This window comes from Methylomonas sp. EFPC1 (assembly GCF_016925515.1).
In the GTDB taxonomy this organism is placed as follows: domain Bacteria; phylum Pseudomonadota; class Gammaproteobacteria; order Methylococcales; family Methylomonadaceae; genus Methylomonas; species Methylomonas defluvii.
Genome location: NZ_CP070494.1, coordinates 2797912 through 2823647, shown reverse-complemented (window position 1 = coordinate 2823647; position 25736 = coordinate 2797912). Strand labels below are relative to the sequence as shown.

18 protein-coding genes are annotated in these 25736 nt (G+C 53.3%); 4 read left to right on the top strand and 14 right to left on the bottom strand.

Annotated elements, in window-relative coordinates:
- Nucleotides 1-22: 22 nt before the first annotated feature.
- The 5 genes from JWZ98_RS13015 to JWZ98_RS12995 form a co-directional block, all read right to left on the bottom strand.
- On the bottom strand, nt 23-568 hold the full coding sequence (locus tag JWZ98_RS13015; RefSeq protein WP_240347988.1) for an RNA polymerase sigma factor: 546 nt from the start codon (nt 566-568) through the stop codon (nt 23-25).
- 179 nt (nt 569-747) lie between these two features.
- Nucleotides 748-1992 carry a PepSY-associated TM helix domain-containing protein gene (locus JWZ98_RS13010; RefSeq protein ID WP_205450363.1) on the bottom strand — a complete coding sequence of 415 codons (1245 nt, stop codon included), beginning with the start codon at nt 1990-1992 and terminating at the stop codon, nt 748-750.
- Nucleotides 1989-4433 (bottom strand): TonB-dependent receptor, encoded by a 2445-nt coding sequence (locus JWZ98_RS13005; protein ID WP_205450362.1) that lies wholly within the window; start codon nt 4431-4433, stop codon nt 1989-1991. The genes JWZ98_RS13010 and JWZ98_RS13005 overlap by 4 nt, the downstream gene beginning before the upstream one ends.
- Nucleotides 4434-4630: 197 nt before the next feature.
- Complete coding sequence (locus JWZ98_RS13000; protein ID WP_205450361.1) at nt 4631-5593, bottom strand: FecR family protein; 963 nt, start codon at nt 5591-5593, stop codon at nt 4631-4633.
- 84 nt (nt 5594-5677) lie between these two features.
- A complete protein-coding gene (locus JWZ98_RS12995) occupies nt 5678-6331 on the bottom strand; it encodes a sigma-70 family RNA polymerase sigma factor (RefSeq protein WP_240347986.1) in 654 nt (217 codons plus the stop codon).
- A 141-nt stretch (nt 6332-6472) separates the two neighbouring features.
- Here JWZ98_RS12995 and JWZ98_RS12990 point away from each other — a divergent pair, with 141 nt between their 5' ends.
- Nucleotides 6473-7594 carry a sensor domain-containing diguanylate cyclase gene (locus JWZ98_RS12990; RefSeq protein WP_205450360.1) on the top strand — a complete coding sequence of 374 codons (1122 nt, stop codon included), beginning with the start codon at nt 6473-6475 and terminating at the stop codon, nt 7592-7594.
- Here JWZ98_RS12990 and galE read toward each other — a convergent pair.
- From galE to fabA, 4 genes are read right to left on the bottom strand one after another with little or no spacing between them, the layout of a single operon-like run.
- Nucleotides 7591-8637 carry a UDP-glucose 4-epimerase GalE gene (gene galE / locus JWZ98_RS12985; RefSeq protein WP_205450359.1) on the bottom strand — a complete coding sequence of 349 codons (1047 nt, stop codon included), beginning with the start codon at nt 8635-8637 and terminating at the stop codon, nt 7591-7593. The genes JWZ98_RS12990 and galE overlap by 4 nt on opposite strands.
- A gap of 15 nt (nt 8638-8652) precedes the next feature.
- A complete protein-coding gene (ttcA, locus tag JWZ98_RS12980) occupies nt 8653-9510 on the bottom strand; it encodes a tRNA 2-thiocytidine(32) synthetase TtcA (RefSeq protein WP_205450358.1) in 858 nt (285 codons plus the stop codon).
- 46 nt (nt 9511-9556) lie between these two features.
- The gene (gene fabB / locus JWZ98_RS12975; protein ID WP_171695641.1) at nt 9557-10777 is read right to left on the bottom strand and encodes a beta-ketoacyl-ACP synthase I; all 1221 of its coding nucleotides are present in this window, start codon (nt 10775-10777) and stop codon (nt 9557-9559) included.
- Nucleotides 10778-10787: 10 nt separating this feature from the next.
- On the bottom strand, nt 10788-11303 hold the full coding sequence (gene fabA, locus JWZ98_RS12970; RefSeq protein ID WP_205450357.1) for a 3-hydroxyacyl-[acyl-carrier-protein] dehydratase FabA: 516 nt from the start codon (nt 11301-11303) through the stop codon (nt 10788-10790).
- A 177-nt stretch (nt 11304-11480) separates the two neighbouring features.
- On the opposite strand from fabA, the gene JWZ98_RS12965 reads away from it, so the two are divergent.
- Entirely contained in the window at nt 11481-12656 is a 1176-nt protein-coding gene (locus JWZ98_RS12965) for an integrase (protein WP_205450356.1), read from the top strand.
- Between the two features lie 18 nt (nt 12657-12674).
- Here JWZ98_RS12965 and JWZ98_RS12960 read toward each other — a convergent pair whose 3' ends face one another.
- Entirely contained in the window at nt 12675-14603 is a 1929-nt protein-coding gene (locus JWZ98_RS12960; protein WP_205450355.1) for a transglycosylase SLT domain-containing protein, read from the bottom strand.
- A gap of 103 nt (nt 14604-14706) precedes the next feature.
- On the opposite strand from JWZ98_RS12960, the gene JWZ98_RS12955 reads away from it, so the two are divergent.
- Nucleotides 14707-16503: an ABC transporter ATP-binding protein gene (locus JWZ98_RS12955; protein WP_205450354.1), complete on the top strand. Its 1797-nt coding sequence runs from the start codon at nt 14707-14709 to the stop codon at nt 16501-16503.
- The gene (locus JWZ98_RS12950) at nt 16503-17333 is read left to right on the top strand and encodes a PHP domain-containing protein (RefSeq protein ID WP_205450353.1); all 831 of its coding nucleotides are present in this window, start codon (nt 16503-16505) and stop codon (nt 17331-17333) included. Before JWZ98_RS12955 ends, JWZ98_RS12950 begins: the two co-directional genes overlap by 1 nt.
- On the opposite strand, the gene JWZ98_RS12945 is transcribed toward JWZ98_RS12950, so the two are convergent.
- The 4 genes from JWZ98_RS12945 to JWZ98_RS12930 are packed head-to-tail and all read right to left on the bottom strand — an operon-like array spanning nt 17330 to nt 25713.
- Entirely contained in the window at nt 17330-20170 is a 2841-nt protein-coding gene (locus JWZ98_RS12945) for an EAL domain-containing protein (RefSeq protein ID WP_205450352.1), read from the bottom strand. The two genes, JWZ98_RS12950 and JWZ98_RS12945, sit on opposite strands and share 4 nt — an antisense overlap.
- A gap of 1 nt (nt 20171) precedes the next feature.
- Entirely contained in the window at nt 20172-22316 is a 2145-nt protein-coding gene (locus JWZ98_RS12940; protein ID WP_205450351.1) for an EAL domain-containing protein, read from the bottom strand.
- On the bottom strand, nt 22316-25060 hold the full coding sequence (locus JWZ98_RS12935) for a response regulator (protein WP_205450350.1): 2745 nt from the start codon (nt 25058-25060) through the stop codon (nt 22316-22318). Before JWZ98_RS12935 ends, JWZ98_RS12940 begins: the two co-directional genes overlap by 1 nt.
- A gap of 32 nt (nt 25061-25092) precedes the next feature.
- Entirely contained in the window at nt 25093-25713 is a 621-nt protein-coding gene (locus JWZ98_RS12930; protein ID WP_240347983.1) for a YfiR family protein, read from the bottom strand.
- Nucleotides 25714-25736: the final 23 nt, after the last annotated feature.

Here is a 25736-nt window from a genome sequence, read left to right as displayed (position 1 = left end):
GCCGGCGGAGAATTTGGCGGTATTAATCGATGTCCTGGCTGACGGATTTGCTACAGTGGGCCAAGGCCTTGATGCAATAGCGCTCGACGGTGCGCGGCGGGATCGCGAAAGCCCTGGCTATTTCGGGATAGGTCAGGCCGTCGAAGCGGTGTAACAGAAACACGGTACGAACAATTTCCGGCAGGCTATCCAGCGCTTGCAGGCATATTCGCAGGCGTTCCCGGCTTTCGGCGACCGCATCGGGTTGCGGCATCGGGCAGGCTACAGCGTCCGTTTCCGATTCTTCGTCGTTGACGAAAGGGACGATTTGCTCGCGTCTGTGTAGGTCGCCGCTCAGGTTGGCGGTAATGCGATACAGGTAGGCGCGGTGATTGTCGATGGCGTCGGTGTTGCCGTGCTGCAAGAGCCTGAGATAAGCATCCTGAACCAGATCCTCGGCATGTTGGCGGCCGGCCCGTTGTTCGGCGAACACCAGCAGTTCCTTGTTGTGTCTTTGGAATAGAAAGTCCAGAAGGTGAATGTGGCGATTGGGCATGTCGGCTTGAAGTTCAATGGTGCGCAATGGCAAGCCGAAATCGTGCCCAATTTGCAGCCGATGCGATTATTCAAGGGCTTAAGCGGTTTGATGAGTGGTGGCGAACAGTCGGTCTAATTAAACTATGTTATATAGCGTTGGCAAGCATCGGGAAATAGCCGACATTTCAAGCAGAAGGGCGTATCCGCCGCCAATCCTCCGGCAGCGGTGACTTAACAGCGGACTTTGCCGGGATTTTTCTTGGCCTGAATAACGGCGGCAGATTTTGCTCGGCGTTTTTGCAGCCAACGAATCACGCCCGTTACATACAAAACCGGGCAAGCCAAGCCAGAGAAAAATACCAAAATCCGACCCGGCCAGCCGAAGGCATGGCCGGAATGCAAGGGCCATTGCCAGTCCAGAAACAAGTCGCCGGCTGAACCGCTACCAGCGTCATACCTTTTCAGTATTTCGCCGCTGTATTGATCTATCGCGATTTCCCGGTAACCGATATAGCGGCTCAGTTCTCTCACATCGCGTTTCCAGACATAGTAAATACCTTGCCCATCCGCCGGCGCGCTTAGCATCCACATCTGTCCGTTCGGATACTGGTGACGGGCGACCGCTTCGGCTTGACCCGGCGTAATGGCGGTGGTGCCGGGTATAGAACGGGAATGAATTTTTGCCGATTCCATGCCTTCCCAGGCATTCGGCCGCTGTAGTGGCGAAAATTGCTTCACCAAAACATTGACCTGCTCCGGTAAGTTGAAATACACCCCCGAGAACACCACCACTAACAACACCGCAGCCGAATAAACGCCGACGATTTTGTGCAAGTCGAAGTTGAAGCGGACCAAACTGGCGCGAGGTTTAATCGTCAGGGCTGTTCGGAAATTGCCGGTGAGCGGCCACCAGACGATCAGGCCGGTGAGGATTGAAATAATGGCAAACGCGCTGACGATACCGACGAATATCACTCCCGGTGTATCCAGCAATAGGCAATAGTGCAACTGCATGATGAAGCTGATCAAGGGCCTGCCCCAGTAACGGTCGCGGGGATGCCAGAGCTGCTTGCCGGTGGCCCGTGCCGTGTAGGGGTTGACGAAAACGTAATAGCCGTCGCCCTGCTCGCCCGATTCGGCGTGCGCCGGCGCCGGTTGGTGATACAGCAATTTGTAGGCGGTGTCGGCATGGCGCGGATAATACAGTTTGTCTAACCGGCTGCCGGGCGGTTTGATGGTCTCCGCCGCCGCGATGATGTCATCCAGCGGACAAAGCTGTCTTTGACTAGCCGGCGGCGCTTGGATTCGAATCTGCTCGGCATTCAGCACGTCCTGTAATTCCTCGTAAAACACCAGAATGCCGCCGGTAAAACCCACCACCGCCAATACCGCGCCCACGAACAATCCCAGGTATAAATGCACCCGCAACCAGATTTGCCGCCGGGATTTCAGCCGTCGTAAGCGTGCCGATGTCAAAATTCAACCTTGACCGAACCTAAAAAAGTCCGCGGCATGCCCGGTTGCGAGCCGAAACTGCGGGTTTCCCAGGTCGAGGCCGAGTAATAGCGTTTATCAAGCAGGTTATCGACATTGAATTGCAGGCTGATTTTCGACGGTCCGGCGTTGAAGGCGTACCCCAGGGCGGCGTCGACGCGAGCGTAACCGGGCAGTTGAAAGCTGTTGGCGCGGTCGCCCTGGCGCTCGCCGGCCAGATAAACCCCGGCGCCCGTCCACAAGCCTTGCCAGCCGAGGCCGGCGAAATCGTATTTGGACCACAGGCTGGCGGCTTGCTCGGGCACGTTGGCGAACTGCTTACCCTGAATGTCCGTGACGTCCTTGGTAAACATCGTGCGGGTAAACGAATAGCTAGCGATCAGGCTCCAGAACTCGGTAATGCGTCCGGATACATCCAATTCGATACCCTGGCTGCGGCCCTCGCCGACCAGCACGTTGAAGCCCTGCGCCGCCAACGCGGCATCGGCGGCTGAGTGGCTGATGTTCTTCTTGGTCAGCTCATAGTAAGTCAGGCCGGCATTCAACTTGCCGTCCCTCCATTCGCCTTTTACGCCGGCTTCCCAGCCCTCCGACATTTCCGGACGGCGTTGCGAACCTGGAATCAGGCGGCTGGTGTTGGCGGCATTCATGGCTTTGACGTAGTTGGCGTACATAGACAGCCAGTTCAATGGCCGGTAGAGCAGACCAGCCCGTGGACTGAATTCGCCGTCGTCGGTGACATCCGCGCCGTCGCTACTGCTGTGGGCTTGGTCGTAACGAGTGCCGAACAATAGATGCCAATCCTCGGCGATAGTGACTTGATCCTGAATGTACAAGCCCCACCAAGAGGTACGACTGGTCGATACCGGGCTGGAGGTTTCCGCCGCCAGATTGATGCCGGGCCGGTCGTAGGTAATCGGCTGAAAAATATTGATGGGTGATGGGAAACTGGTGCCGCAGGTGTCGCACAGGAAATAACTGCTGTTGGTGCGGCCGTCGGTCTTATAAAGATCGCCGCCGACGGTCAGGGTATGTTCCAGGCCGAACGTTTTGAAGTTGCCGGTGAGATTGACAATACCTTGGATGCTGTCCTCGGTGTAGTCGTAGTCGCTGTAGAACAGGGAGGCGTCGCCGGTGGCTTCGTCCAGGGTATTGATGAAAGTGCCCGCCGAGAATTGGTGTTCGTAGTTGTAGCCGACTTTGGCGTTCAGTTTCCAGTTATCGAAAAAAGCGTGGGTCAGGCTCAGACCGCCGTAAAGTAGGCTGGAATCGCCATTGTCGGTGGCGCGCTCGCCGATAAAGCGGCTGATCGGCAGGTTAGCCGGCCGATTGCCGATGGCCGGCACGCCGAAGGTGGTGGGGCCGTTGACGTCGTGGTAACGAAAATCCAGATCGAGTTGGGTGCGGGGCGAAATTTTCCAGGTCAGGGACGGGGCGATGAAACCGCGTTCCTTGTTGACGACGTCGATATAAGAATTGCTGCTTAAGTACTCCATGTTTACCCGGTACAACAAGCTGCCGTCTTTGTTAAGTGGACCGGTAGCATCGGCTAGCGTGCGGTAGAGATCGAACGAGCCGAATTGTTGTTGCAGCGAATTGTACGGCGTATCCAATGGTCGTTTAGTGACATAGTTGATCAAGCCGCCGGGTTCCATACGTCCGTACAACGCACCGGCCGGACCTTTCAGTACTTCCACCCGGTCGATCATTGCTAGCGAATGCGACTGTGCCAAGTCGCGGAGGCCGTCAATATACTGGCGGCTGTCGGTAGCAAAGCCGCGTAAATACGCCGTGTCGTAGACATATTCTTCACCGCGCGAATCGAAATATCCACTGACGTTGCGCAAGGCATCGCCGACCCGGATGGCTTGTTGGTCATCCAGCACTGCTTTGGGAATCACCTGAATCGATAACGGCGTATCCATGATCGGCGTGTCGGTTTTAGTAGCCGAGCTGGCAATGGTCCGGTTATAGAAAGGATTTTGCGGGTCGCTGTCGGCATAGCTGACTTTGCCGGTCACTGTGACTGGGGGTAAGGTGGCGGCGGATTGGGGTTCGGTAATTGCTTTCTTCTCCAACATTACATTGCCGGGACCGGTAAGCCGGTAACCAATGCCGGTACCTTGCAATAGTTTGTCGAGCGCCTGTTGCGGCGAAAAATGGCCGTTCACCGCACTGGAACGTGCATTTTGGGCAATTTCCGCTGGAAAACCGACTTGCCAATCACTAGCGGCAATGAAGGCGTTCAATGCGTCGGTCAAGGCTTGGGCCGGGATGTTGAAGGTTCGCGTGGCGCCGGGAGTATCGGTTTGGCCGGTCTCGGCGGCATAAACTGGTAGCGGCCGAATAGCCGGCAAAGCCAAAGCGATTGCCATGGCGAGTTTGCGTAATGCGGCGGGTGGGATGGGTGGTAGCCGATACATGAATACTCCTGGTCTGTGAACTTAATAGTCAGTGCAAAAAAGCACATGGCTACCGAGACGTTTCAGAAAACGGAATACACAGTCAGTTAAGCGATATTTTTACCGGCAAACGCAGCGTTGCCTAATGTGCAGGTAATTGAGCTGAGGTTTGAAACGGCGTAAAGCCGGAGCGGCAAACGGTTGGCGAGGTTTTGGACTTAGCTTTTTAACACCGTCAGATAAGGCGAGATATTGATGGTTTTGGCTCCCGCAATGTCCGCTAGGGTTCGGATCAGGGCTGCGGTATCTTCCAGTTTGTAATTTCCGGTTATCCGGGTGTTTGCCAATTTGGCGTCGGCGATGACGATGGCGCCGGGATGGTAGCGGTCCAATTCGGTTATCACGTCTGCCAAGGTTCGATCTTGAAATATCAGGCGGCCTTTTAGCCAGGCAAAGGTTTTACCGGTATCTATGGTGCTGATTTCTGCAACGCTTTGGGTATCGATCTCGGTATATTGGCCGACGCTTAATTGCCGGTTTTGGCCTTGTTCGGCGCTACAAATCACTAAGCCGCTTTCGACATTTACCTGGGTACTATCGCCAGTTTTGACGCTGAAGCGGGTGCCGACCACCCGCACGGTTCCCTGTGCTGTCGTCACAATAAACGGCCGGTCTTTGTCGGCTTGCACCTCAAAATACGCTTCGCCGCTTAATAAGGTTACGCCGCGTTGTGGGCCGGCGTAATCCAGTTTTACCGCGCTATCGGTATTGAGAACCAGCGCGGAACCGTCCGCCAGTATTACTCGGCGCTGTTCGCCGGTAGCGGTGGTAATGTCTGCTTGCCAGCGTTGCAACCAGCCGCTTGAAGCCAGGAACCAGCCGCTAATCAAGGTAATGCTGGCGGCTACAGCCCAGCGCCGAATGGTCGATTTACGCTGTGCGGGCGGCCGAAGTGGGATGCTGGCGTATTGGCTTAGGGCCGTGTTCAATGCCGGCGATTGCCAGAGTTGTACTACTTTGTCGTAAGCGGTTTGATGCGTGGGGTCGGCGGCTAACCAGCAGGCAAACTCGGCTTGATCGGCCGCACCGCTTTTATGGTCTTGTAAGCGGGCAAACCAGGCAAGTGCTTGATCTTGGACATTACCCGGCGATGGAACTTCCTGATCAAAACGTAAAGGCATGGCGGTTGGCGGATTAGGTAATGGGGCGAATTTTATCAGTATTGGTGCTGTGTTCAGGAAAATCAGTATGGCCTAAGGTAATGGCTAGTCTTGCCGGCTGGCTAATAAATGAGTTAGAGCTGCCTGTACATTCTTCTCTACCGCGCTACGCGATATGCCGTAATAGGCGGCGATCCGCTCGTAATTCCAATGGTGAAATTTGTGCAACACCAGAATTTGCCTGCGCCGTTCGGGTAATTGCTCAAGCGCTGCCAGCATCAATGCCAGTTCTTGTTGATCGGACGCTTGCTGCTCGGGCGTCGGAGTACCGTCCGGCAAATTGTCCAGCAGCGATATATCTTCGTCCGTATCGGCCGTTTTTGAGTCATCGGCGCGTTGGCGAATACGTTCTTTACGCAGATGATCCAGTGCCAGGTTTTTTGCGATTTGGTACAGAAACGGCCGCGGGTAACTGATGTCTTGGATTTCTAGGGCGTGCAGCATTTTTATGTAAGCTTCATGCGCCAAGTCTTCGGCGGTTTGCGGGCAGCCGACGATGCCGAAAATAGTGTGAATCAACGAATCGCGATGGCTCAAAAATAAATCGTCGATGTTGAAGGTGAGGCTGTTCATGGCGAAGACGTGTTTGGCGTGCTTGGAACCCGATAGAGCCGATTTACAGCAATATTTGAACCAATAAACAAGTGTATTGATTTTTAAAAACAAAATCGCATAGTGCCTGGCTGCGGGGTATGGCATATGCCGTTTTAATAGGTGAAATGCCTGATTTATTTGCAATCAGAGTGGACGGGAGATGTGCGCTGAAAGTGCCTACAACTACACACTTTTCCTGCGAAAACTGCTAGTCTTATCACCTCGATTAAGCGGGTGGGGCCGAGCTTGGAACAGGATATAACAACAGATCTGCGGGTGTTGGAAAGTCATTTGGACGGTATGCTCAACCGCGTCCAGCATAACAGCCTGACCTTGAAACGATTGCAAAGCTTTGAAATGCGTTTACTGGGGCTTAGTTCGCTGGCGGAAATGATCGAGTTTATTCTCGGTGAAGCCAAGGCCTTGTTCGATTTGGACGTAATCAGCTTGTGTTTGATCGACCCTAAAAACGAAATCGCCGGTTACCTGGAAGTGGATAATTATAATTATCGGGACCGGGAAGGGCTGTTTTTAGCGAGTAGCGAATGGCAATTGCGGCATAGTTTTGGTCTCTCCGATCAGCCGTTTCTGGGCAGCTATCAAACCACGATTTGCGAGAAGTTTTTCTCCGAATCCAATCAACAAAAACCGGCGTCGGTGGTGATTGCGCCGCTGATTCGTCGGGATCGGTATTTGGGCTCGTTGAATCTGGGCAGTTATCACAACGAGCGTTTCATGCAGGGCATGGCGACCGATTTTGTCGAGCACATCGCCTCGGTCATCAGTATTTGCCTGGAAAACAATCTTAATGTCGAAACCATGCGGCGCACCAGTTTGGTCGATCCCTTGACCGGCGTGAACAATCGGCGGTTTTTGGAGCAGCGTATCGAGGAAGAGCTGGATCGCAGCCAACGCAATCGCGAACCTTTGTCCTGTCTATTTCTGGATATTGATTTTTTCAAGCGCATCAACGACGGTTTTGGACACCAGGCCGGGGATCATGTACTGGCTGTGGTGGCCGGTATCATCAAGAAATTGCTGCGCAATAACGATGTGCTGGCGCGTTACGGCGGGGAAGAGTTTGTGGCCTTGCTGTCGCAAAGCGATGAAAGTACGGCCTCGGAAATTGCCGAGCGGATTCGCTTGAGTATTGCTAATTTACGGGTGGAGTATGGCGATCAAGCCATCCCGGTGACTATTTCGATAGGTGTGGCGACTTACCAGCCCGGCCGGGCGCCGAAAAAACTTGTCGCCGAGATTGCCTTGCAATTGGTGCAAACCGCCGATGCTGCCTTGTACGAAGCCAAACGTAAAGGCAGAAACCGTGTTGAGAATGGCGGTTTGGTGATGGTTACTGAGTCCGTTTAGCTGTAACCGTTGGGATTGTTTTTCTGCCAGCGCCAGGTGTCTGTCATCATTTGTTTTAAATCCCGCTCCGCTTTCCAACCTATTTTTGCTTCAGCCAAGCTCGGATCCGCGTAGCAGGCCGCCACATCGCCAGCTCTGCGTGGTGCGATTTTGTAAGGTACTACTTGGCCCGTCACTTCAATGAAGGTATTGATCATTTCCAATACGCTGTAGCCGTTGCCGGTTCCTAAATTAATCGCATCGCAAATAGCGGTGTCGGCCGATTTACCGAGCAGGTATTGCAAGGCTTTGATATGGCCTTGCGCCAGATCGACCACATGAATGTAATCACGGACGCCGGTACCGTCCTTGGTGGGGTAGTCGTCGCCGAACACCGACAGGACCGGCAATTTGCCGATGGCAACTTGCGATAAAAACGGCATCAAATTATTGGGGATGCCATTTGGGTCTTCGCCGATCAAGCCGCTACTGTGCGCGCCAATCGGGTTGAAATAACGCAGTATCGCAAATTGCCAGGGCTGGCTGTTGCTGTTCAGGCTGTCGGCATTGCTGACATCGCGCAGGATTTCCTCGATAAACAGTTTGGTGCGGCCATAAGGGTTGGTGGCTTGCAGCGGGAAGTTTTCCAGAATCGGTACGCTATGCGGATCGCCGTAAACCGTCGCCGACGAGCTGAATACCAATCTTTTCACTGCAAACTCGTCCATCGTTTCCAGCAACACTTGGGTGCCGTAGATGTTGTTGCGGTAATAGCTCAGGGGTTGCTGGCAGGATTCGCCGACGGCTTTCAGGCCAGCGAAATGAACCACCGCATCGATTTTATGTGCTTTAAAAATCTCGCGTAGCGCGGCTTGGTCGGTAATGTCGGCTTGATAGAAACCGGGTTTTTGTTCGGTAATGGTTTCGATACGTTTCAGCGATTCGATTTTGCTGTTACTCAGGTTGTCGACAACGATGACCTCGAAACCGTTATTCAGCAATTCTACACAGGTATGGCTGCCGATATAGCCGGCGCCGCCCGTCACTAAGATGGTGTGTTTCATCGTTGTATTTCCTGGTTAGCGCTCTAAGATGTCCAGCCCGGCTTCATCGGATACGACGCGCGGAATAGTGGATTCGGGGTCGCGGCGCAGACCGGCAAAATCGAACAAGCTGGTGTCGGCCATTTGCGACGGCGCGATATTTTGCAGGCTGGCGAAAATCGTCTCGATGCGGCCGGGGAATTGTTTATCCCAACCGTTGAGCATTTGTTTCATGGCCTTGCGTTGCAGGTTTTCTTGCGAACCGCACAGATTGCAAGGAATGATCGGAAACTGTTTGAAAGCCGCGAAGCGGTTGATGTCTTTTTCCCGGCAATAAGCCAACGGACGTATGACGATGTTTTGCTTATCGTCACTCAGCAGCTTCGGCGGCATGGCTTTTAATTTGCCGGCGTAGAACATGTTCAGGAAAAAAGTCTCGACAATGTCGTCGCGGTGATGGCCGAGGGCGATCTTGGTGATCTTATGTTCCTTGGCAAACCCGTACAGCGTGCCGCGGCGTAGCCTAGAGCACAAGCTGCAGGTGGTTTGGCCTTCCGGAATGATGCGTTTGACGATGCTGTATGTGTCGTGCTCGATAATGTGGTAAGGCACGCCTATCGATTGCAAGTATTCCGGCAGTACGTGTTCTGGAAAGCCTGGCTGCTTTTGATCCAGATTGACGGCAATAATCTCAAAATTGATCGGTGCGGTTTTCTGCAAGTTCAGCAGAATGTCCAACATGGTGTAAGAATCTTTGCCGCCGGACAGACACACCATGACCTTATCATCGGGCTCTATCATGTTGAAATCGGCGATGGCTTCGCCAACGCAACGTCTCAGGCGTTTTTGCAGCTTGTTAAACTGGGTGCGGGATTTGTGTTCTGAATCGGACATGGGTGCAGGGAAGAGCGGCTGAACCAAAGTTGCAGCCGCGCCAAAGTTAGCCGTTATAGCGTTGGAAAATCAGCGTGGCGTTGGTGCCGCCAAAGCCGAAGCTGTTGGACATAATGGTGTTCAGCGTGACGTTATCCCGATATTCTCTAACGATAGGAATGCCGGCCGCACCTGGATCGAGTTGGTTGATATTGGCGGATGCGCTCAAGAAGTTTTCCTGCATCATCAGTAATGAATAGATCGCTTCGTTGACGCCGGCCGCACCCAAGGCATGTCCGGTTAAAGATTTGGTTGAGCTGACTGCCGGTACGCCGTCAACACCAAACACTTCGCGCATCGCTTCCAGTTCGCGGGTGTCGCCTACCGGGGTGCTGGTGCCGTGCGCGTTGATATAGTCAATTTTTTCATTAACGGTAGCCAAGGCTTGTTGCATGCAGCGCACTGCGCCTTCGCCGGAGGGCTGTACCATGTCGTAGCCATCGGACGTGGCGCCATAGCCGACCAACTCGGCATAAATTTTAGCGCCGCGCGCTTTGGCGTGTTCCAGTTCTTCGATTACCAGAACGCCACCGCCGCCCGAGATGACGAAGCCGTCGCGGGTTTCGTCGTAAGGACGAGAGGCCGTTTCTGGCGTATCGTTATATTTTGAGGACAAGGCGCCCATCGCGTCGAACATCACGGACATAGTCCAGTGCAGTTCTTCACCGCCGCCGGCGAACACTACGTCTTGTTTGCCTAATTGAATCAATTCCATGGCGTGGCCGATGCAGTGGGCGCTGGTCGCGCAAGCGGAGCTGATGGAGTAATTGACACCTTTGATTTTGAAAGGCGTCGCCAGGCAGGCCGTGTTGGTGCTGGACATGGCGCGCGTCACCATGTACGGACCGACTTTTTTCACGCCTTTCGAGCGCAGAATATCGGCGGAATCGACCAGGTTGGAGGTTGACGGCCCGCCGGAGCCCATCACCAAACCGGTGCGGATATTGGACACTTGCGACTCTTCCAGGCCGGAGTCGGCAATAGCTTGCTCCATAGCCAGATAGTTGTATGCGGCACCGTCGCCCATAAAGCGTTTAACTTTACGGTCTATCGCCTCATCCAGATCAATATTAACCGGGCCGTGTACATGGCTGCGAAAGCCCATCTCGGCATAGACCGGTGCGTGAACGATACCGGAACGGCCAGCGCGTAAAGAATCAACCACTTCGTCCCGGTTGTTGCCGATGCTGGAAACTATCCCTAAACCTGTTACAACGACGCGCTTCATGATGGTTTCCTTAGAAATCTTGGGTGGAAGTGAATAAACCGACTCGTAAATCGGTCGCCTCGTAGATTTGTTTGCCATCGACTTCCATCGTCGCATCGGCGATGCCCATGACCAATTTGCGCAGAATCACGCGCTTCAAGTCGATTTTATAAGTCACTTTTTTGGCTGTCGGCAGCACTTGGCCGGTGAATTTAACTTCGCCGCAACCCAGCGCGCGGCCTTTGCCGGGGCCGCCCAGCCAGCATAAATAAAAACCGACCAATTGCCACATCGCGTCCAAACCCAGACAGCCCGGCATGACCGGATCACCTTGAAAGTGGCAATCAAAAAACCATAATTCGGGGGTAATATCCAGCTCGGCGACGATTTCGCCTTTGCCGTATTTGCCGCCTTCATCGGAAATATGGACGATGCGGTCCATCATCAGCATATTGGGAAGCGGTAGCTGCGCGTTGGTCGGACCGTATAATTCACCTCGGCCGGACATTAATAATTCTTCGCGCGTGAAACTGTGCTGCTTCTCCATCTTGATTTTTACCTGGTTGGTGGGTTCAAAAACTGCGGCATTATCTAATAATCGGCTTAAAAAATCAGCTCAATTTTTAGCCGGCGAATTGCCTCAAATTAAAAGTAACCCAAGGGGTCATTAAAAACGGGTCGTTGCCTCACATTGTGTGTAACCGAAATCAAGCGGGTTACCACCATGGGAAAACACGAACGACGAGCCTATTTACAGGCTATCCAAAAGCGCTATCGACAAAGCGATAGGGCCACGAAACAAACGATCCTAAACGAGTTTTGCGAAGTCTGCGGCTACGCCCGTAAGTACGCGATCCGTTTGCTGAATCGAAAAGCCAAGCCAACCGCTTCGCCTAGCAAACGGCCCGGCCCCAAGCGGAAATATCAAGCCGAGGTGTTGCTGGAGCCATTGAAGCGCATCTGGTTTGCTAGCGATCAACTGTGCGGCAAGCGCCTGAAAGCCGCGATACCGATCTGGCTGCCTCATTACGAAGATCAATACGGCCCCTTGGCGGATGGCGTGCGCGCCGACTTGCTCAAGGTGTCGGCGGCGACCTTGGATCGCTTGCTCAAACCCTTGCGCGTCCAGCACCCCAAAGGCTTGTCCGGCACCAAACCCGGGTCTCTGTTGAAAACCCAGATTCCCATCCGCACTCATCACTGGGACGAGACCCAGCCCGGTTTTGTCGAAGCCGATACTGTCGCTCACTGTGGCAATTCGCTGGCCGGCGATTTCGTCTGGAGCCTGACGATGACGGACATTGTCACCGGCTGGACCGAATGCCGGGCCACCTGGAATAAAGGCTCGCAAGGTATCCTGGAACAGATTCAGGCCATCGAGAACCTGTTGCCATTCCCTTTGAAAGGCTTCGATTGCGACAATGGTTCTGAATTTCTCAATCATCACCTGGTTCGCTATTTCACCGACCACCCGCAAAAGCCGGCGTTTACCCGCTCCAGGCCTTACAAGAAAAACGACAATGCCCACGTCGAGCAGAAAAACTGGACTCACGCCAGGCAATTATTCGGCTACGACCGGCTGGATAATGCCGCGCTGGTGCCGTTGATGAACGCGGTCTACAGCACGCTTTGGTGCCCTTTGCAGAATCATTTCTGTCCCAGTCTGAAACTGCGGAAAAAACACCGAGACGGCGCCAAAGTCGTGAAAAAATACCATGCCCCGCAAACCCCTTACCAACGGGTGATCAATCATCCTGACATTCCGGAAACCACCAAACAGACTCTCCAGGAACATCATGCCAAACTCAATCCATTTGCTCTTAAGGCCGCCATTGAGCAACAATTGAAACTCATTTTTTCACAAGTCCAGGTTACCTCTAATGTGAGGCAACGACTCTGATACTTCGGTTACCTTTTTCTATGAGGCAATACGGCCGGGCATGACCTCGCGCATTAGATCGTCGATCTTTAAGCTGTCGCGTTGCAGCCGTTGTTGGTAGATCAAGCTATACATTAACACCGATGCAACATACCCCCGAGTCTCCTTGTAAGGGATGTTTTCAATCCAGATGTCGGCCGGCAAAGCTCGGTTTTCCGGTAGCCAGCGCTTCACTTTATTGGCGCCGGCGTTATAGGCGGCCGTGGCTAGTGCGACGTGGCCATTGAATTGGCGCAAGAGTTTTTTGAAATAAAACGCGCCGTATTTGACGTTGAGTTCCGGCTTAAACAGGCTGTAATCGCTATCCCAACTATCGCGCAATTCGGCGGCAATTTGCCGGCCGGTGTTAGGCATAATCTGCATCAAACCTTTAGCGCCAGCCGGCGAGTCGGCAAATTCATCGAACGCACTTTCCTGGCGGATCAATCCCAAAATTAAACCCGGATCCAATTGTTGTGCGGCAGCGTTACTTTGGATGGGCTGGATATATATCAGCGGAAAGCGCAAATTGACGTCGTCCCATTGATTAGCCTTGGCTATAGTGGCAATCGCCAAAGCCGGACAATTGGCTTGTTGGGCCAGTTTTGCAGCGACGGGTAGCTGGCGACTGTCAAGTTTGGCGATTGCGTACCACCATTGGCGTTTGGCTTCCGGTTTTCTGTCGATAGCGAGTAGCTCGGAAAATACCTGGAAATCGGGTCGATTTTGTAAAGTCTCGAGGTCGCTGCTTGATACCGTCAAAGGTCTGTCCACCAGTTCAATGGCTTGCCTTAATCTGCCGGCAGCCAGAAAACCGTAAAAACTGCGATTTTTTGCCAACTGTAGAAACAAGGCATTGGCTGCTGCGCTCTGGCCGGTTTCCGCCAAGCCGCGGGCTTGCCAGTACTGCCATTTTTCCTGAGATTTTTCGTCGTCGTTAAGGCCGGTAATCGCCACAGCGACGTCTTGCCAGTTCTGCATATTCAATGCGGCTCTAACTCGCCATTCCCGGGCCGATTCGTCGCTGTTTTCCAGTTGCGACAAGCGGGCGTAAGCGCGGCTGTCGTGTTTTAAGGCCAAGGCGATAGCGATGCGTTTTTCGATAAAAGCGGCGGTTGCCGGCGTAATGGCGATTTGCGATTTATGACTGTCCCAAGTCGTCATGGCCGTTTCGACATTGGTTTCCAGCCAGCGGTCAATCGCATGGGCAAACAGTTCTCCGGCTTGCTCAGGGTTCTCGCGCCAGCCTGTATCAGCAATAACGGTTTCCGGCTGTCGGTGCAGTTTTAACCAAGTATTGGCCTGCTTGAGTTCCGCGTCGCTGAAAAATCGGGTCAAGTAGCTGGCCAGGCTTTGATTGTCGCGCTTGAGGGCGGCGTGAAATCGTTGGTTGATCAGTTCCTTATTGAAATACGGCGATGATTTATAAGCTTCGAACAGGACATCGCAATTATCCGGTTGCGATTTACCGCTTAACCATAAAGCGCGGGCTTGATTGAAGGCTTCCAAGGCTTGGCCGGTTTGCAATTGAGCCAGGCCAGCGTAGCATTGCAGCTCGGGATCGTCACTGCCTTGATAATTATTCAACAGCACTAGCCACTGCTGCTTTTTACCCAAAGCCAGCAACCACTTTTGCCGCAGCCCGGCCGCGTAACGGCTGGCGGCGTGCTCGTTTAAAAACTGCTTGATGTCGGCGTCGGCGTCCAAATGATTTTTTAACCATTGGTATTGCAGATAAGGATATAGCGGGTAGCCTTTTAGGTTTGAAGCCAGCGCGAAATATTCGGCATCGCGATTCTGGTCAAGTGCTTGCTCGGCACGCAAAAATAGCTGACGTTGGCTGGCCAAAGAGATTTCATCCGCCTGGGCACTGTTCGGTAAAACGCCGGTCAGAGCGGCAAGCAGTAAAAAACACGGGATAACATGCATATCAATTTCCACGACAGCCGAGACTAAACCCTATGCAAGAAGTTTTTGCAAAGTGGGTCGGACCATTATAATCGTTAAACTTCATCGAATTTGTTTCATTACCTTGAAAACCTCACAGCGCGCGGCGCAAGCCGAATATTCCTGGCAGTATATTTACAGCATCGCTAAGCAGCATAAAAAACAACTGATCAACGGGCATTTGGTCGCCATCTTGGCAACAGTTGCCAGCGTACCGGTACCCTTATTGATGCCTTTATTGGTAGACGAGGTTTTGCTGAACCATCCGGGCGTGGTGCTGAACAGCCTCAACCCGTGGCTGCCCGGCGAGTGGCAGCAACCTGCCATTTACATTGCCATTATTTTGCTGCTGAGCTTGCTGTTGCGCTTGTTTGCCTTGGTGCTAAACATTATGCAGACTCGGCAGTTTTCCAATATCGCCAAGGATGTGATTTTTCGCATTCGCGAAAGTTTGGTGAAACATTTGCAACACATCTCGATGTCCGAGTATGAAAGCCTGGGCAGCGGTACGGTCAGTTCGCACATGGTGACCGACCTCGATACGCTGGATAATTTTATCGGCACCACGATCAGTAAATTATTGGTGGCAGTTCTGACCGTGTTCGGTACCGCTTTAATTCTGCTGTGGATGCACTGGCAATTGGGTTTATTCATTATCTTTTTGAACCCGCTGGTAATTTACCTGGCGAGGGCCGTTGGTTCCAGGGTGAAGGAACTGAAGGCTAACGAAAACAAAGCCTACGCGATATTCCAGCAAGCTTTGAGCGAAACGCTGGAGGCGATTCATCAAATCCGCGCCAGCAACCGCGAGGAGCACTATTGCCGGCAGTTGATCGGCAGCGCACTGGCGGTTAAAAACCACTCGACCATCTATGCCTGGAAAAGCGATGCGACGGTGCGTTTGAGCTTTTTGACGTTTCTATTTGGCTTCGATATTTTCCGCGCGACAGCGATGCTGATGGTGCTGTATTCCAATCTGACCATAGGCGAAATGCTGGCGGTATTCGGTTATTTGTGGTTCATGATGGCACCGGTGCAGGAGATATTAAGCATTCAGCAGTCTTTTTATGCCGCCAAAGCCGCGTTGGCCCGCGTCAATCAGCTGACCCTGTTGCAGCGCGAACCCTATTATCCGCATTTGCAAAATCCCTTTATCGGGCGTAAAACCGTGTCGGTCAGCGTCAAGAATCTGCATTTTAGTTACAAGGACGAACCGGTACTGAACGGTATTAATTTGACTATACCGGCCGGCGAGAAAATTGCCCTGGTCGGCGCGAGCGGCGGTGGCAAGTCGACGCTGGCGCAAACCTTGATCGGTTTGTATCCGCCGGGCAGTGGCATGATTTATTTCGACGGTGTGCCGCTGAACCGGATAGGCTTGGATGTGGTGCGCGAACATGTCGCGACCGTTTTACAGCATCCCGCTTTGCTAAACGATACGATACGCGCCAATCTGACCTTGGGCCGGGAGATTGCCGATGCTGAATTGTGGCGAGCTTTGGAGATTGCGCAAATGAAGTCGACCGTTGAGGAACAGCCGCAGGGTTTAGACACCGTGGTGGGCAGGCAGGGAATGCGCTTATCCGGCGGCCAACGGCAACGGCTGGCCATCGCCCGGATGATAGTCAGCCAGCCGGCAGTGGTGATTCTCGACGAAGCCACATCGGCGCTGGACAGCGAAACCGAGTATAAACTGCACCAAGCCTTGAGCACCTTTCTGGAAGGCCGTACTACCATCATCATTGCGCATAGGCTCAGTGCGGTGAAACAGGCTGATCATGTGTATGTCTTTGAACAAGGCCAGATTTGCGAACAAGGCAAACACGATTCCTTGATTCAACAAAACGGCTTGTACGCCAAACTTTACGGTGATTATCAATAGTGTCGGAATTATACGATTTGCACAGTCATTCCACCGCGTCCGACGGCGCGTTGTCGCCCACCGAGCTGGTGTTGCGTGCTCAACAGCAGGGCGTTACCGCGCTGGCTTTGACCGACCACGATACAACTGCCGGCTTACAAGAAGCGACCGAAGCCGCCTCACAAGTGGGCATCCGCTTGATTCCCGGCATCGAACTGTCGGCCAGTTTTGAAAGCCATTGTCTGCACATCGTCGGTTTAAATATCGATCCACAGCATCCTGGTTTACTCGACGGTATTGCCAAGCAACAATTAATTCGCGACCAACGCGCGCAAAAAATTGCCGAAAAACTGGCGAAGAAGGGCATAGCCGATGCCTATCCCACGTTAAGACAAATCGCCGGTAACGGCGAAATCACCCGCCTGCATTTTGCCGATTTTCTGGTTAATCAAGGTGTGGTCGAAACCCAGCAGGACGCCTTTGACCGCTATTTGAGCAAGGGTAAGCCGGCTTATGTGCCGACGGTTTGGGCCGGTCTGGCGGATTGCGTCGGCTGGATTCGGGCGGCGGGTGGTGTGGCGGTTTTGGCCCATCCCTTGCGTTACAAACTCAGCACCAAATGGATCAACAAAGCTTTGGTGGCATTCAAGGCGGCAGGCGGCCAGGGCATAGAAGTGGTGACGGGCCGGGCCAGCGTCGACGATATTCGCTTAAGTTATCTGCACGCCAGCAAACATCAATTGCATGCGTCGATGGGCTCGGATTTTCATGCGCCGGGCAATCAATGGCTGGAGCTGGGGCGTCTGGCGGCCTTGCCGGACGGCGCGGCGCCGGTTTGGCAGTTATTTTAACCAGGCGTAAACAACCGGGCGAATTCGTCGGCGGGCAAGGGTTGATTCCAATAAAAACCCTGCGCTTTGCGGCAGCCGAGTTGATGCAGTTGCTCGGCTTGCTCCTTGGTTTCCACGCCTTCGGCCAAGGTCAGCAGGCCCAGCGTATCACCCAATTGCAAGATGGCTTTGACGATAGCGGTGTCTTCGGCTTTGCCTGAGGTTAAATCCCGGATAAATGATTGATCGATTTTTAGTTTGTTCACCGCAAAGCGCTTCAAATAACTCAGTGAGGAATAACCGGTGCCGAAATCGTCGATGGCAAAGCTCACCCCCAAGGCGCGCAACTGGGCAATCGTATTGATGACGGCATTGGTATCGAACATCAGGACCGATTCGGTTAACTCCAGCTCTAAATAATGCGGTTCCAGCCCGGATTCCGCCAATGCGCTTTGCACCGACTCCAGTAAGTTGCCGCGCTTGAACTGTAGGGCCGAGATGTTGACGGTAACCAGCAGTTTCATACCGGCGTCGTGCCAAAGCTTGTTTTGCTTGCAGGCTTCACCTAACACCCAGTCGCCTATCGGTACGATCATGCCGTTGTCCTCGGCGATAGGAATGAACTTGGCCGGCGGGATCATCGGGCTGTTTTCCGGTTGCCAGCGCAGCAAGGCTTCCGCGCCGATCACCGTGTTGTTGTGTATGGAATATTGCGGCTGATAATGCAAGCGCAGCTCTTTGCGCTTCAAAGCCATGCGCAGGCCGTTCTCGATATTCATCCGCTCGATAGACGCCAGGTTCATATCGTTGGAAAAGAAGCGGAAGGTATTGCGGCCTTCGTTTTTCGCCGAATACATTGCCGTGTCGGCTTTGTTGAGTAAACCGTGAAAATTCAGGCCGTCATTGGGATACAAACTGACGCCTATGCTGAAGGAGGTGCAAAGCGTGACACCTTCAATGACAAAGGGTTGCGTCAGTTGATCGAGAATTTTCAGCACAATTTGCGTGATTGCGTCGATGTCGGGAATGTCGGTGAGGATAATGATGAATTCATCGCCGCCTTGCCGGCAAACCGTATCTACCTCGCGCACGCATTGCACCAGACGCTCCGCGATGCCTTGCAGTAAGCGGTCGCCGACGTCGTGTCCCATCGTATCGTTAATGTTTTTAAAATGATCCAGGTCCAGAAACAGCAAACCGACCAGCGTGTTGTTACGCACGGCATGGGCCATGGCCTGGTCAAAGCGGTCGCGCAACAAGGTGCGATTGGGCAGGTTGGTGAGCGGATCGTGACGTGCCAGATATTCGATTTGCGCTTCGGCGGCCTTGCGCTCGGTAATGTCCGAAAAAATGCCGATGTAATGGCTGATGGCGCCATGGGTGTTATACATCGCGGAAATACCTAGCCACGCGGGATAAGATTCGCCGTTCTTGCGGGTATCCCAAATTTCGCCTTGCCAGTAGCCGTTTTCGCGCAAGGCCTGCCAGATACGTTGATAGTGGTTGAGGTCAAGATGACGCGCATCGAGAATGGAGGGCGTTTGCTGTAGCACTTCTTCGGCTCTGTAACCGGTAATAGTCGTGTAGGCCTGGTTGCTGGACACGATGCGGGTATCCGGATCGCACAGGAAAATGGCCTCGCCGCTGTTTTCGAACACTTTGGCCAGCAAATTCAGGCGTTCGGCTGCGGTTTTACTATCGGTGATGTCGGTGTGGGTGCCCAGCATGCGCACCGGCTGATTATTGGCGTCGCGCTCGACGATACTGCCTATCGATAATATCCATTTCCAGCTATCGTCCGCGCAACGCTGCCGATATTCCAGGCGATATTCTGCCAGTTCCCCGGCGATGTACTGCCGGTAGGCGTCGGAAACGCGCTGCCGGTCATCGGGATGCAAGCGCATGATCCAGCTGTCGATATTGGCGTCGAAATCGGCTGGGTTGTAGCCGAGCATGCTGGCATATTCGGCGTTGATGATCATGGCCCCGGTTTGCGGATTGATGTCATAAAAACCTTGTTTGGCTGCCTGCATGGATAGCCGCAAGCGTTCCTCGCTATCGGCAAGGGCTTGCTGCGTGCTGCGCATTTCGGTGATGTCGTGCGCCAGGCCGTTCACCGCAACCACTCGGCCGTGGTCGTCGAACATGGGCGACTCATTGAGGCTGAGCACACGCAGACTGCCATCCTTGCTGCGTACTTCCACTTCGTAGTTCGGTGGTTTGATGCCCGCCAGGCATTGTTCGGTGTAGGTTCTGGCAAGCCGATTGATCGGGTTGTTGGTCGTTATATCGAAGCAGTCGCAATGCAGTTCGTCGGGTTTGTAGCCGAGGATATGCTCCACCGAAGGACCTAGATAAGTAAAAATACGTTCGGTATTGTGAGAATACAGGAAGTATTCGTTACCGATACTTTCCACCAAATCCCGAAAGCGTTGCTCGCTTTGCTTGAGTAGCGTTTGTTGCTCTATAAGACGTTGTGTAGTGCGGTGCGAGCGCAGCACATAGCTGATGCGATGCGGCAACAGCGGCCATTGGATGGGTTTGCCGATAAAGTCGGTAGCCCCCAGCCGAAAGGCGTCTTCCACCGCTTGCGTATCCTCGATAGCCGTCATCATGACAATCGGCACCGATTTGTCGCTGGCGGCACGCATGCCTTGTAAACAACTGAAACCATCCATCTCCGGCATCATCACGTCCAGCAGAACCAAATCCGGCTCGGCGGCGATAAATTGTTCCAATCCGGTCCGGCCGTTGTCGGTTTCGATCAGTTCGTAGCCGTCGGCTTGCAAGATTTGCCTGACCAGCAGACGGACCATCGGATCGTCGTCGACTAACAGGATGCGTGGCTTGACGGACATGTCAGACTTTGTCGGCTAACAAGCGTTGCGCATTGAATGCACGGACAAATGCGGCAAATTCATTGGCGGGCATGGGCTTGTTGTACAAAAAGCCTTGCACTACCTCGCAACCGCTATCCAGCAGGAAGTTGGCTTGATCTTCATTCTCCACGCCCTCCGCGACCACTTCCAGGGACAGCGCGTCGGCCAAAGCCAATATTGCCGCGGTAATCGCCATGTCGTCTTCATTGTGCGGAAGATCGCGGACAAAGCAATGATCGACTTTCAATTCCGAGATAGGCAGTTTTTTCAAATAAGACAAGGATGAATAACCGGTGCCGAAATCGTCAATACTGATTTTGACGCCCAGGGCTTGTAATTCCCGCAAGGTCACTAAAGCGTCGTCGATATGGTCGAGCAAGATGGTTTCGGTCAGTTCCAGCTTGAGGTAGCGAGGTTCCAAGCCGATGCTGGTCAATACGTCGCGGACGTGATTACCAAAGCCGTATTGTCGGAATTGAGTCGCCGATACGTTCACTGCCATGATCAGCCCTTGGCTCAGTCCTGACTGTTGCCATTCCAAGGTTTGCCGGCTGGCATTTTCCAGCACCCAATCGCTGATTTGGGCAATCAGGCCGGAATCTTCGGCAATGGGAATAAATTGCGACGGGCCGATCAAACCCAGTTCCGGGTGCTGCCAGCGAATCAAGGCTTCGCAGCCGACGACTTGCTGGCGGCGGATATTAATTTTGGCTTGATAGTAAAGCTGCAATTCATGGCGTTCTATGGCGCGGCGCAGGCTGTTTTCCATCGCCAGTTTATGAAACGCGGCAACATTCAGCGATTTACTGAAAAACTGATAATTATTATGGCCGTGTTCGCTGGCATGGTTCATCGCAAACTCGCCGTTTTTGATGAAGCTGTCTTCATCCTGACCGTCGCCCGGATAGACGGCGATACCGATATTGATACCCAGAAACAGTTCGGTGTTCTCCACCGTAAAAGCGTGCTGCATCACCTGAAAAATCCGCTTAGCCACTTTGACGCTATCGCGCGTGTCCTCGATACGATTCAGCAACACGGTAAATTCGTTACCGCCCAGCCGGGAGACCGTCATGTCCGCCAAATCGTAATCGGCGTTGATGGAAATGTAGTCGCAATCCCGCACTTCGGCGAGCAAGCGCTCGGCGAACAATTTCAACACCTGGTCGCCGATTTTGGGGCCCAGGGTTTCGTTGATGCGTTTGAAACGATCAATACTGATAAATAAAGTGGAAATGACCGTACCGTAGCGTGTGCAATAGGCCATTGCTTGCGCCAGAACTTCCTTGAACAGCGTCCGGTTGGGCAGGCCGGTTAGCGGGTCGTAGTAAGATAAAAGCCTTACCCGTTCTTCTATGTGCCGGCGTTCGGTAATATCTTGCAGCGTACCGTGAATATGGCTTACCTGCCCATCGGCGATCACGGGTTTGCCTTGAATATGAATCACTTGGTTGGCGCCATCGCGACGAGTAATCGATAATTCCAGGCGAAAACTGCGTCGGTTTTTGACGCAAAGATCAATGGCTTGTTGCAGTTTGCCGACTTCCGATGGCTGCATGGATTTGTATAAGTCGCGGCATTTATGTTCGAACGATGAGCGATTCGTGCCGAGGATATTAAAGACTTCTTCCGACCATTGCATGTTGTCGTCGGCAATAGACCAGTACCAACTGCCCAGTTGCGCTATTTTTTGCGCTTGGCGCAGTGCCGCTTCGCTTCGGGCCAGTTCTTCTAACGTGGCGACCGAGCGCAGCAAGTAACGTAAGCGGTGCGGTAAGGTCGGCCAATTGAGCGGTTTGGAGATAAAGTCGGTCGCGCCCAATTGAAAGGCGCGATTGACCGATTCCAGGTCGTCCATGCCGGTCAGCATCACGACGGGCAGCAGGCTGTTGCCGGGCATGTTTTTGATGGCTTGCAGGCAGTCGAAGCCGTTAAGGTCCGGCAACATGACATCCAGCAATACCAGGTTGGGCCGTTCGCTGGCTGCTAATGCCAAGCCTTGCTTGCCGCTAGCCGCGCAAATGACATCAAACGCTTCTCTTTGCAGAATTTCTTGCAACATCAGACGCACCATATCGTCGTCGTCAATCGCTAAAATCAGGCTGCGGGCAGGTAATCGTTCCATTATGAGGGTTTGAGTTGCGAAAGCCGCTGGAGAATTTCTTTATATTCTGTTTGCAGGCTTTCGGCAACCCGGCTATCGAATTGCAAAGTGTTGTGCCGCGCTGCATGTTCAAGCGCACGGGCCAGTTCCGACAGGTTTAGTGCGCCGATGTTGGCCGCGGCCGATTTTAGACTATGCGCGGCATGCCGAACTGTTTCCGTATTGCGTTCCAACAGGCCGGAGCGGAGTGTGGCGATATGTTGCTCGGCATTTGTCCTAAACAAAGCCAAGACGTCGTCGACCAGCGCGCTGCCGCCAATTTCCCGCAAGGTATTCAGCGCGGCCGGGTCTAGGGTGGCGGCAATCGATTTGATCTCGGGTGCGGCGGTATTGAGGGCGGTTGTGGGCAGCGGGGCTGCCAACGCCTGAATTTTGTCTTGCAAGGTTTTTTGTAAAAACGGTTTACTGAGATAATCATCCATACCGGCCTGCAAACAGCGTTCGCGATCACCTTCCATGGCGTTGGCGGTGAGGGCGATAATGGGGATTCGAGGCAAATTGCGGCTGCTTTCCCGATTGCGGATATATTGGGTTGCAGTGTAACCGTCCATGACCGGCATCATGCAATCCATCAGGATGAGATCGACCGGCTCACGGTCGATAATATCGAGCACTTCCCGGCCGTTATTCGCCAGCGACAGGGTGTAGCCCAACTGGCGCAACATAGCGCTGCAAACTTTCTGGTTGACCGGATTGTCTTCGGCCAACAGGATTCGAATGGCGCCGGCAGCAGTTGCTGGCGCACTGAACGATTGCGGTTTTTGCGACATCAGCCCGAGCAGCGCATCGTGCAGGGTGCGTCTGTGCAGGGGCTTGTGAAGGTACAGATCGCAGGCGCTGCCGCGAATTTTGGCTAATACGTCCTCATCGTTGCTGGACGTAATAATGACGATACGGATATTGGCAAATCGCCGGTCTATACGAATCCGTTGGGTTAATTCGACGCCGTTCATGCCCAGCATTTTCATGTCCAGCACGGCAATATCGAAGAACAGGCCCAAGTGTGCCGACTGATCGAGAATTTCCAAGGCGTGAGCGCCATTTTTGGCGACGCGGGTAAACATGCCAAAAACAGTCAAATGATTTTCCAGGATTTTTGCATTGGTGGCGTTATCTTCCACCAATAAGACCTGCTTGCCTTGCAGATCGTTGCCCGGCAAGCTTGCAGGCAGGGCTTGGCTAGCTTGGCGGAGCGGGATATGCAGGGTAAATACCGAGCCGCTGTTCGCACGGCTTTGCACTTGGATATTGCCGCCCATCAATTCGCTTAGTTCCTTGCTGATGGCCAATCCCAGACCGGTGCCGCCGTATTTACGGGTGGTGGAGCCGTCGGCTTGACTAAAAGATTTGAATAGCCTGGCTTGCGTGTCCGGGCCGATGCCGATGCCGGTATCGCTGATACAAAACTCCAGGCACATGCCATCAGCGGATGGGCAGCGATCCGATTCGGCCACATTCACTTGCATTTTCACCGAGCCGGCTTCGGTAAATTTGATGGCGTTGGATAACAAGTTGGTGAGTATTTGCCGTAAGCGATAAGGATCGCCTCTGACGTCGCGCGGCACCCGCTTATCGACGGTGCACACCAGTTCAATGTTTTTGCTGCTGGCGCGTTCGAAGAACAAGGCAGCGAGCTGGTCGGTAAGATTGATCAAATTAAAATCGATTTCTTCCAATTCCAGCTTACCTGCTTCGATTTTGGAAAAGTCCAGAATATCGTTAATCACGGTCAACAGTGAATCGGCGGAACTGAACACGGTTTCGGCGTATTGGCGTTGCGTGGTGTCCAGGTCTGTGCCCAACAGCAATTCGGTCATGCCCAGCACGCCGTTCATGGGGGTGCGGATTTCGTGGCTCATGGTTGCCAGAAATTGCGACTTGGCGATATTGGCGGCTTGGGCATCGACGACGGCCTGTCGCAGGTCGGCGGTGCGCAGATCGACTTGTTTTTCCAGGTTGCCGCGCTGATTCTCCAGTTCGGCATCGCGTTGTTGTACCCGCTCTATCATCTGGTTGAAGCTTCTTACCAGTTGGCCGATTTCATCCTTGCCTTCACCTTGGGCGCGCACCATATAGTTGTTATCCCTGGATACCTGTTTGGCCAGTGAAGACAAACGGATCAGCGGTGCGGCGATCGATTCCGCCAAGCGTCTGCCGAAAAAAACCGCCAGAATAAACGACACCACCATCACCAAAAAAATTTGGCCCAGACTGATAATGACCATACGCCACATGGGCTTTAAGTCGAGCTGCAAGCGCAAGGTGCCGATCACGTCGCCGTTATCGTCGGGTAAGGGGTTTAATATGACTTGGCTTAATATCCGCAAACCCTGGTTGCGTTGTTGTTGTTCCGCATCGCTCAAGGTGGCCGGGAAACTGTCCGGTGCAGCCTTGGCCGGGTAATGGGCGAAAATTTCGCCGTCATTTTTGTAGAGTTGCGCGGAGATGACTTCGGATTTGCCGCGTAAGGTGGCCAGAATCTCGGTGCCGGTTTTGGTGTCGCCAAACAGCAGCGCAGCGTTGGCGTTAAAACCGATCATTTTGCCGAGCGAACGCACTTCCATTGACAGTTCGCGCCGCTCCTGCCAGATATGCGTCATGCTGGTAATTAACAAGGTAAACAGCAGAGCCAATGCCAAAGTGATGGCTTGCAAGCGTTGCAGCTTGTAGGTCATCGGCAGATTGGCCAGTTTGTCGCGAATCATGGGTGGCGTCGAGATGTCATCTGCATGCGGGTTTATTTACCGGCCAAAATGTTTTTAGCCAGTTTCAGCAGCTGGGCGCTGATGCGCGTGTTGCCGGCGTTGGCGGTTTCCAAGTTAATTTCGAAGCTGAGCCGGTTGCCGTCCTGGATCAAACCTATGGTGCCGCCCTGGTTGATAAACCCGGCTTTGTCGCTGACGCTGACTACCGGCGAGCCTTTTAATTCGCGGGCGTAATCGCCCGGATTATCGGCGGTATCGATAAAGATCAGATGGCAGGATTTTATATCTTTGGGTGATATATTGCGGGCGATATCCAAGGGCTTGCCGTTCACCGTTTTGCCTTCCAACATCAATAAATGGTCGCCGAAATCGGTATGACTGCTCAGGCACAAGGTATAACGATTCGGTGCGGTTGCAGGCTCGGGCCATTCGATAAACTTAAAGAAATTGTATAAAAATGCCACTTTTACCGCTGCTTCGCTGGCCGCTTCGGCGTGGCATAGATGGCCGCTAAACAGCAAAGGCAGCAACAGCATTTTGCTGACTAGCGTGATGGCTGCGAATCTTGGTTTTTCCGGGGCACACGGGCACGACGCCTCGCTGCCGCGATTTCGGCACAATCTTGCATAGCGATGGCGCAAGATTCGACTCATGTTAGACACCGGTTCTTCGCTGT

What these genes read in the sequence shown, in the direction of transcription:
- JWZ98_RS13005 (WP_205450362.1), bottom strand. Translation starts at nt 4,433, where the DNA reads ATGTATCGGCTACCACCCATCCCACCCGCCGCATTACGCAAACTCGCC.
- JWZ98_RS13000 (WP_205450361.1), bottom strand. Translation starts at nt 5,593, where the DNA reads ATGCCTTTACGTTTTGATCAGGAAGTTCCATCGCCGGGTAATGTCCAA.
- JWZ98_RS12995 (WP_240347986.1), bottom strand. Translation starts at nt 6,331, where the DNA reads ATGCCATACCCCGCAGCCAGGCACTATGCGATTTTGTTTTTAAAAATC.
- galE (WP_205450359.1), bottom strand. Translation starts at nt 8,637, where the DNA reads ATGAAACACACCATCTTAGTGACGGGCGGCGCCGGCTATATCGGCAGC.
- ttcA (WP_205450358.1), bottom strand. Translation starts at nt 9,510, where the DNA reads ATGTCCGATTCAGAACACAAATCCCGCACCCAGTTTAACAAGCTGCAA.
- fabB (WP_171695641.1), bottom strand. Translation starts at nt 10,777, where the DNA reads ATGAAGCGCGTCGTTGTAACAGGTTTAGGGATAGTTTCCAGCATCGGC.
- fabA (WP_205450357.1), bottom strand. Translation starts at nt 11,303, where the DNA reads ATGGAGAAGCAGCACAGTTTCACGCGCGAAGAATTATTAATGTCCGGC.
- JWZ98_RS12965 (WP_205450356.1), top strand. Translation starts at nt 11,481, where the DNA reads ATGGGAAAACACGAACGACGAGCCTATTTACAGGCTATCCAAAAGCGC.
- JWZ98_RS12960 (WP_205450355.1), bottom strand. Translation starts at nt 14,603, where the DNA reads ATGCATGTTATCCCGTGTTTTTTACTGCTTGCCGCTCTGACCGGCGTT.
- JWZ98_RS12945 (WP_205450352.1), bottom strand. Translation starts at nt 20,170, where the DNA reads ATGTCCGTCAAGCCACGCATCCTGTTAGTCGACGACGATCCGATGGTC.
- JWZ98_RS12940 (WP_205450351.1), bottom strand. Translation starts at nt 22,316, where the DNA reads ATGGAACGATTACCTGCCCGCAGCCTGATTTTAGCGATTGACGACGAC.
- JWZ98_RS12935 (WP_205450350.1), bottom strand. Translation starts at nt 25,060, where the DNA reads ATGATTCGCGACAAACTGGCCAATCTGCCGATGACCTACAAGCTGCAA.
- JWZ98_RS12930 (WP_240347983.1), bottom strand. Translation starts at nt 25,713, where the DNA reads ATGAGTCGAATCTTGCGCCATCGCTATGCAAGATTGTGCCGAAATCGC.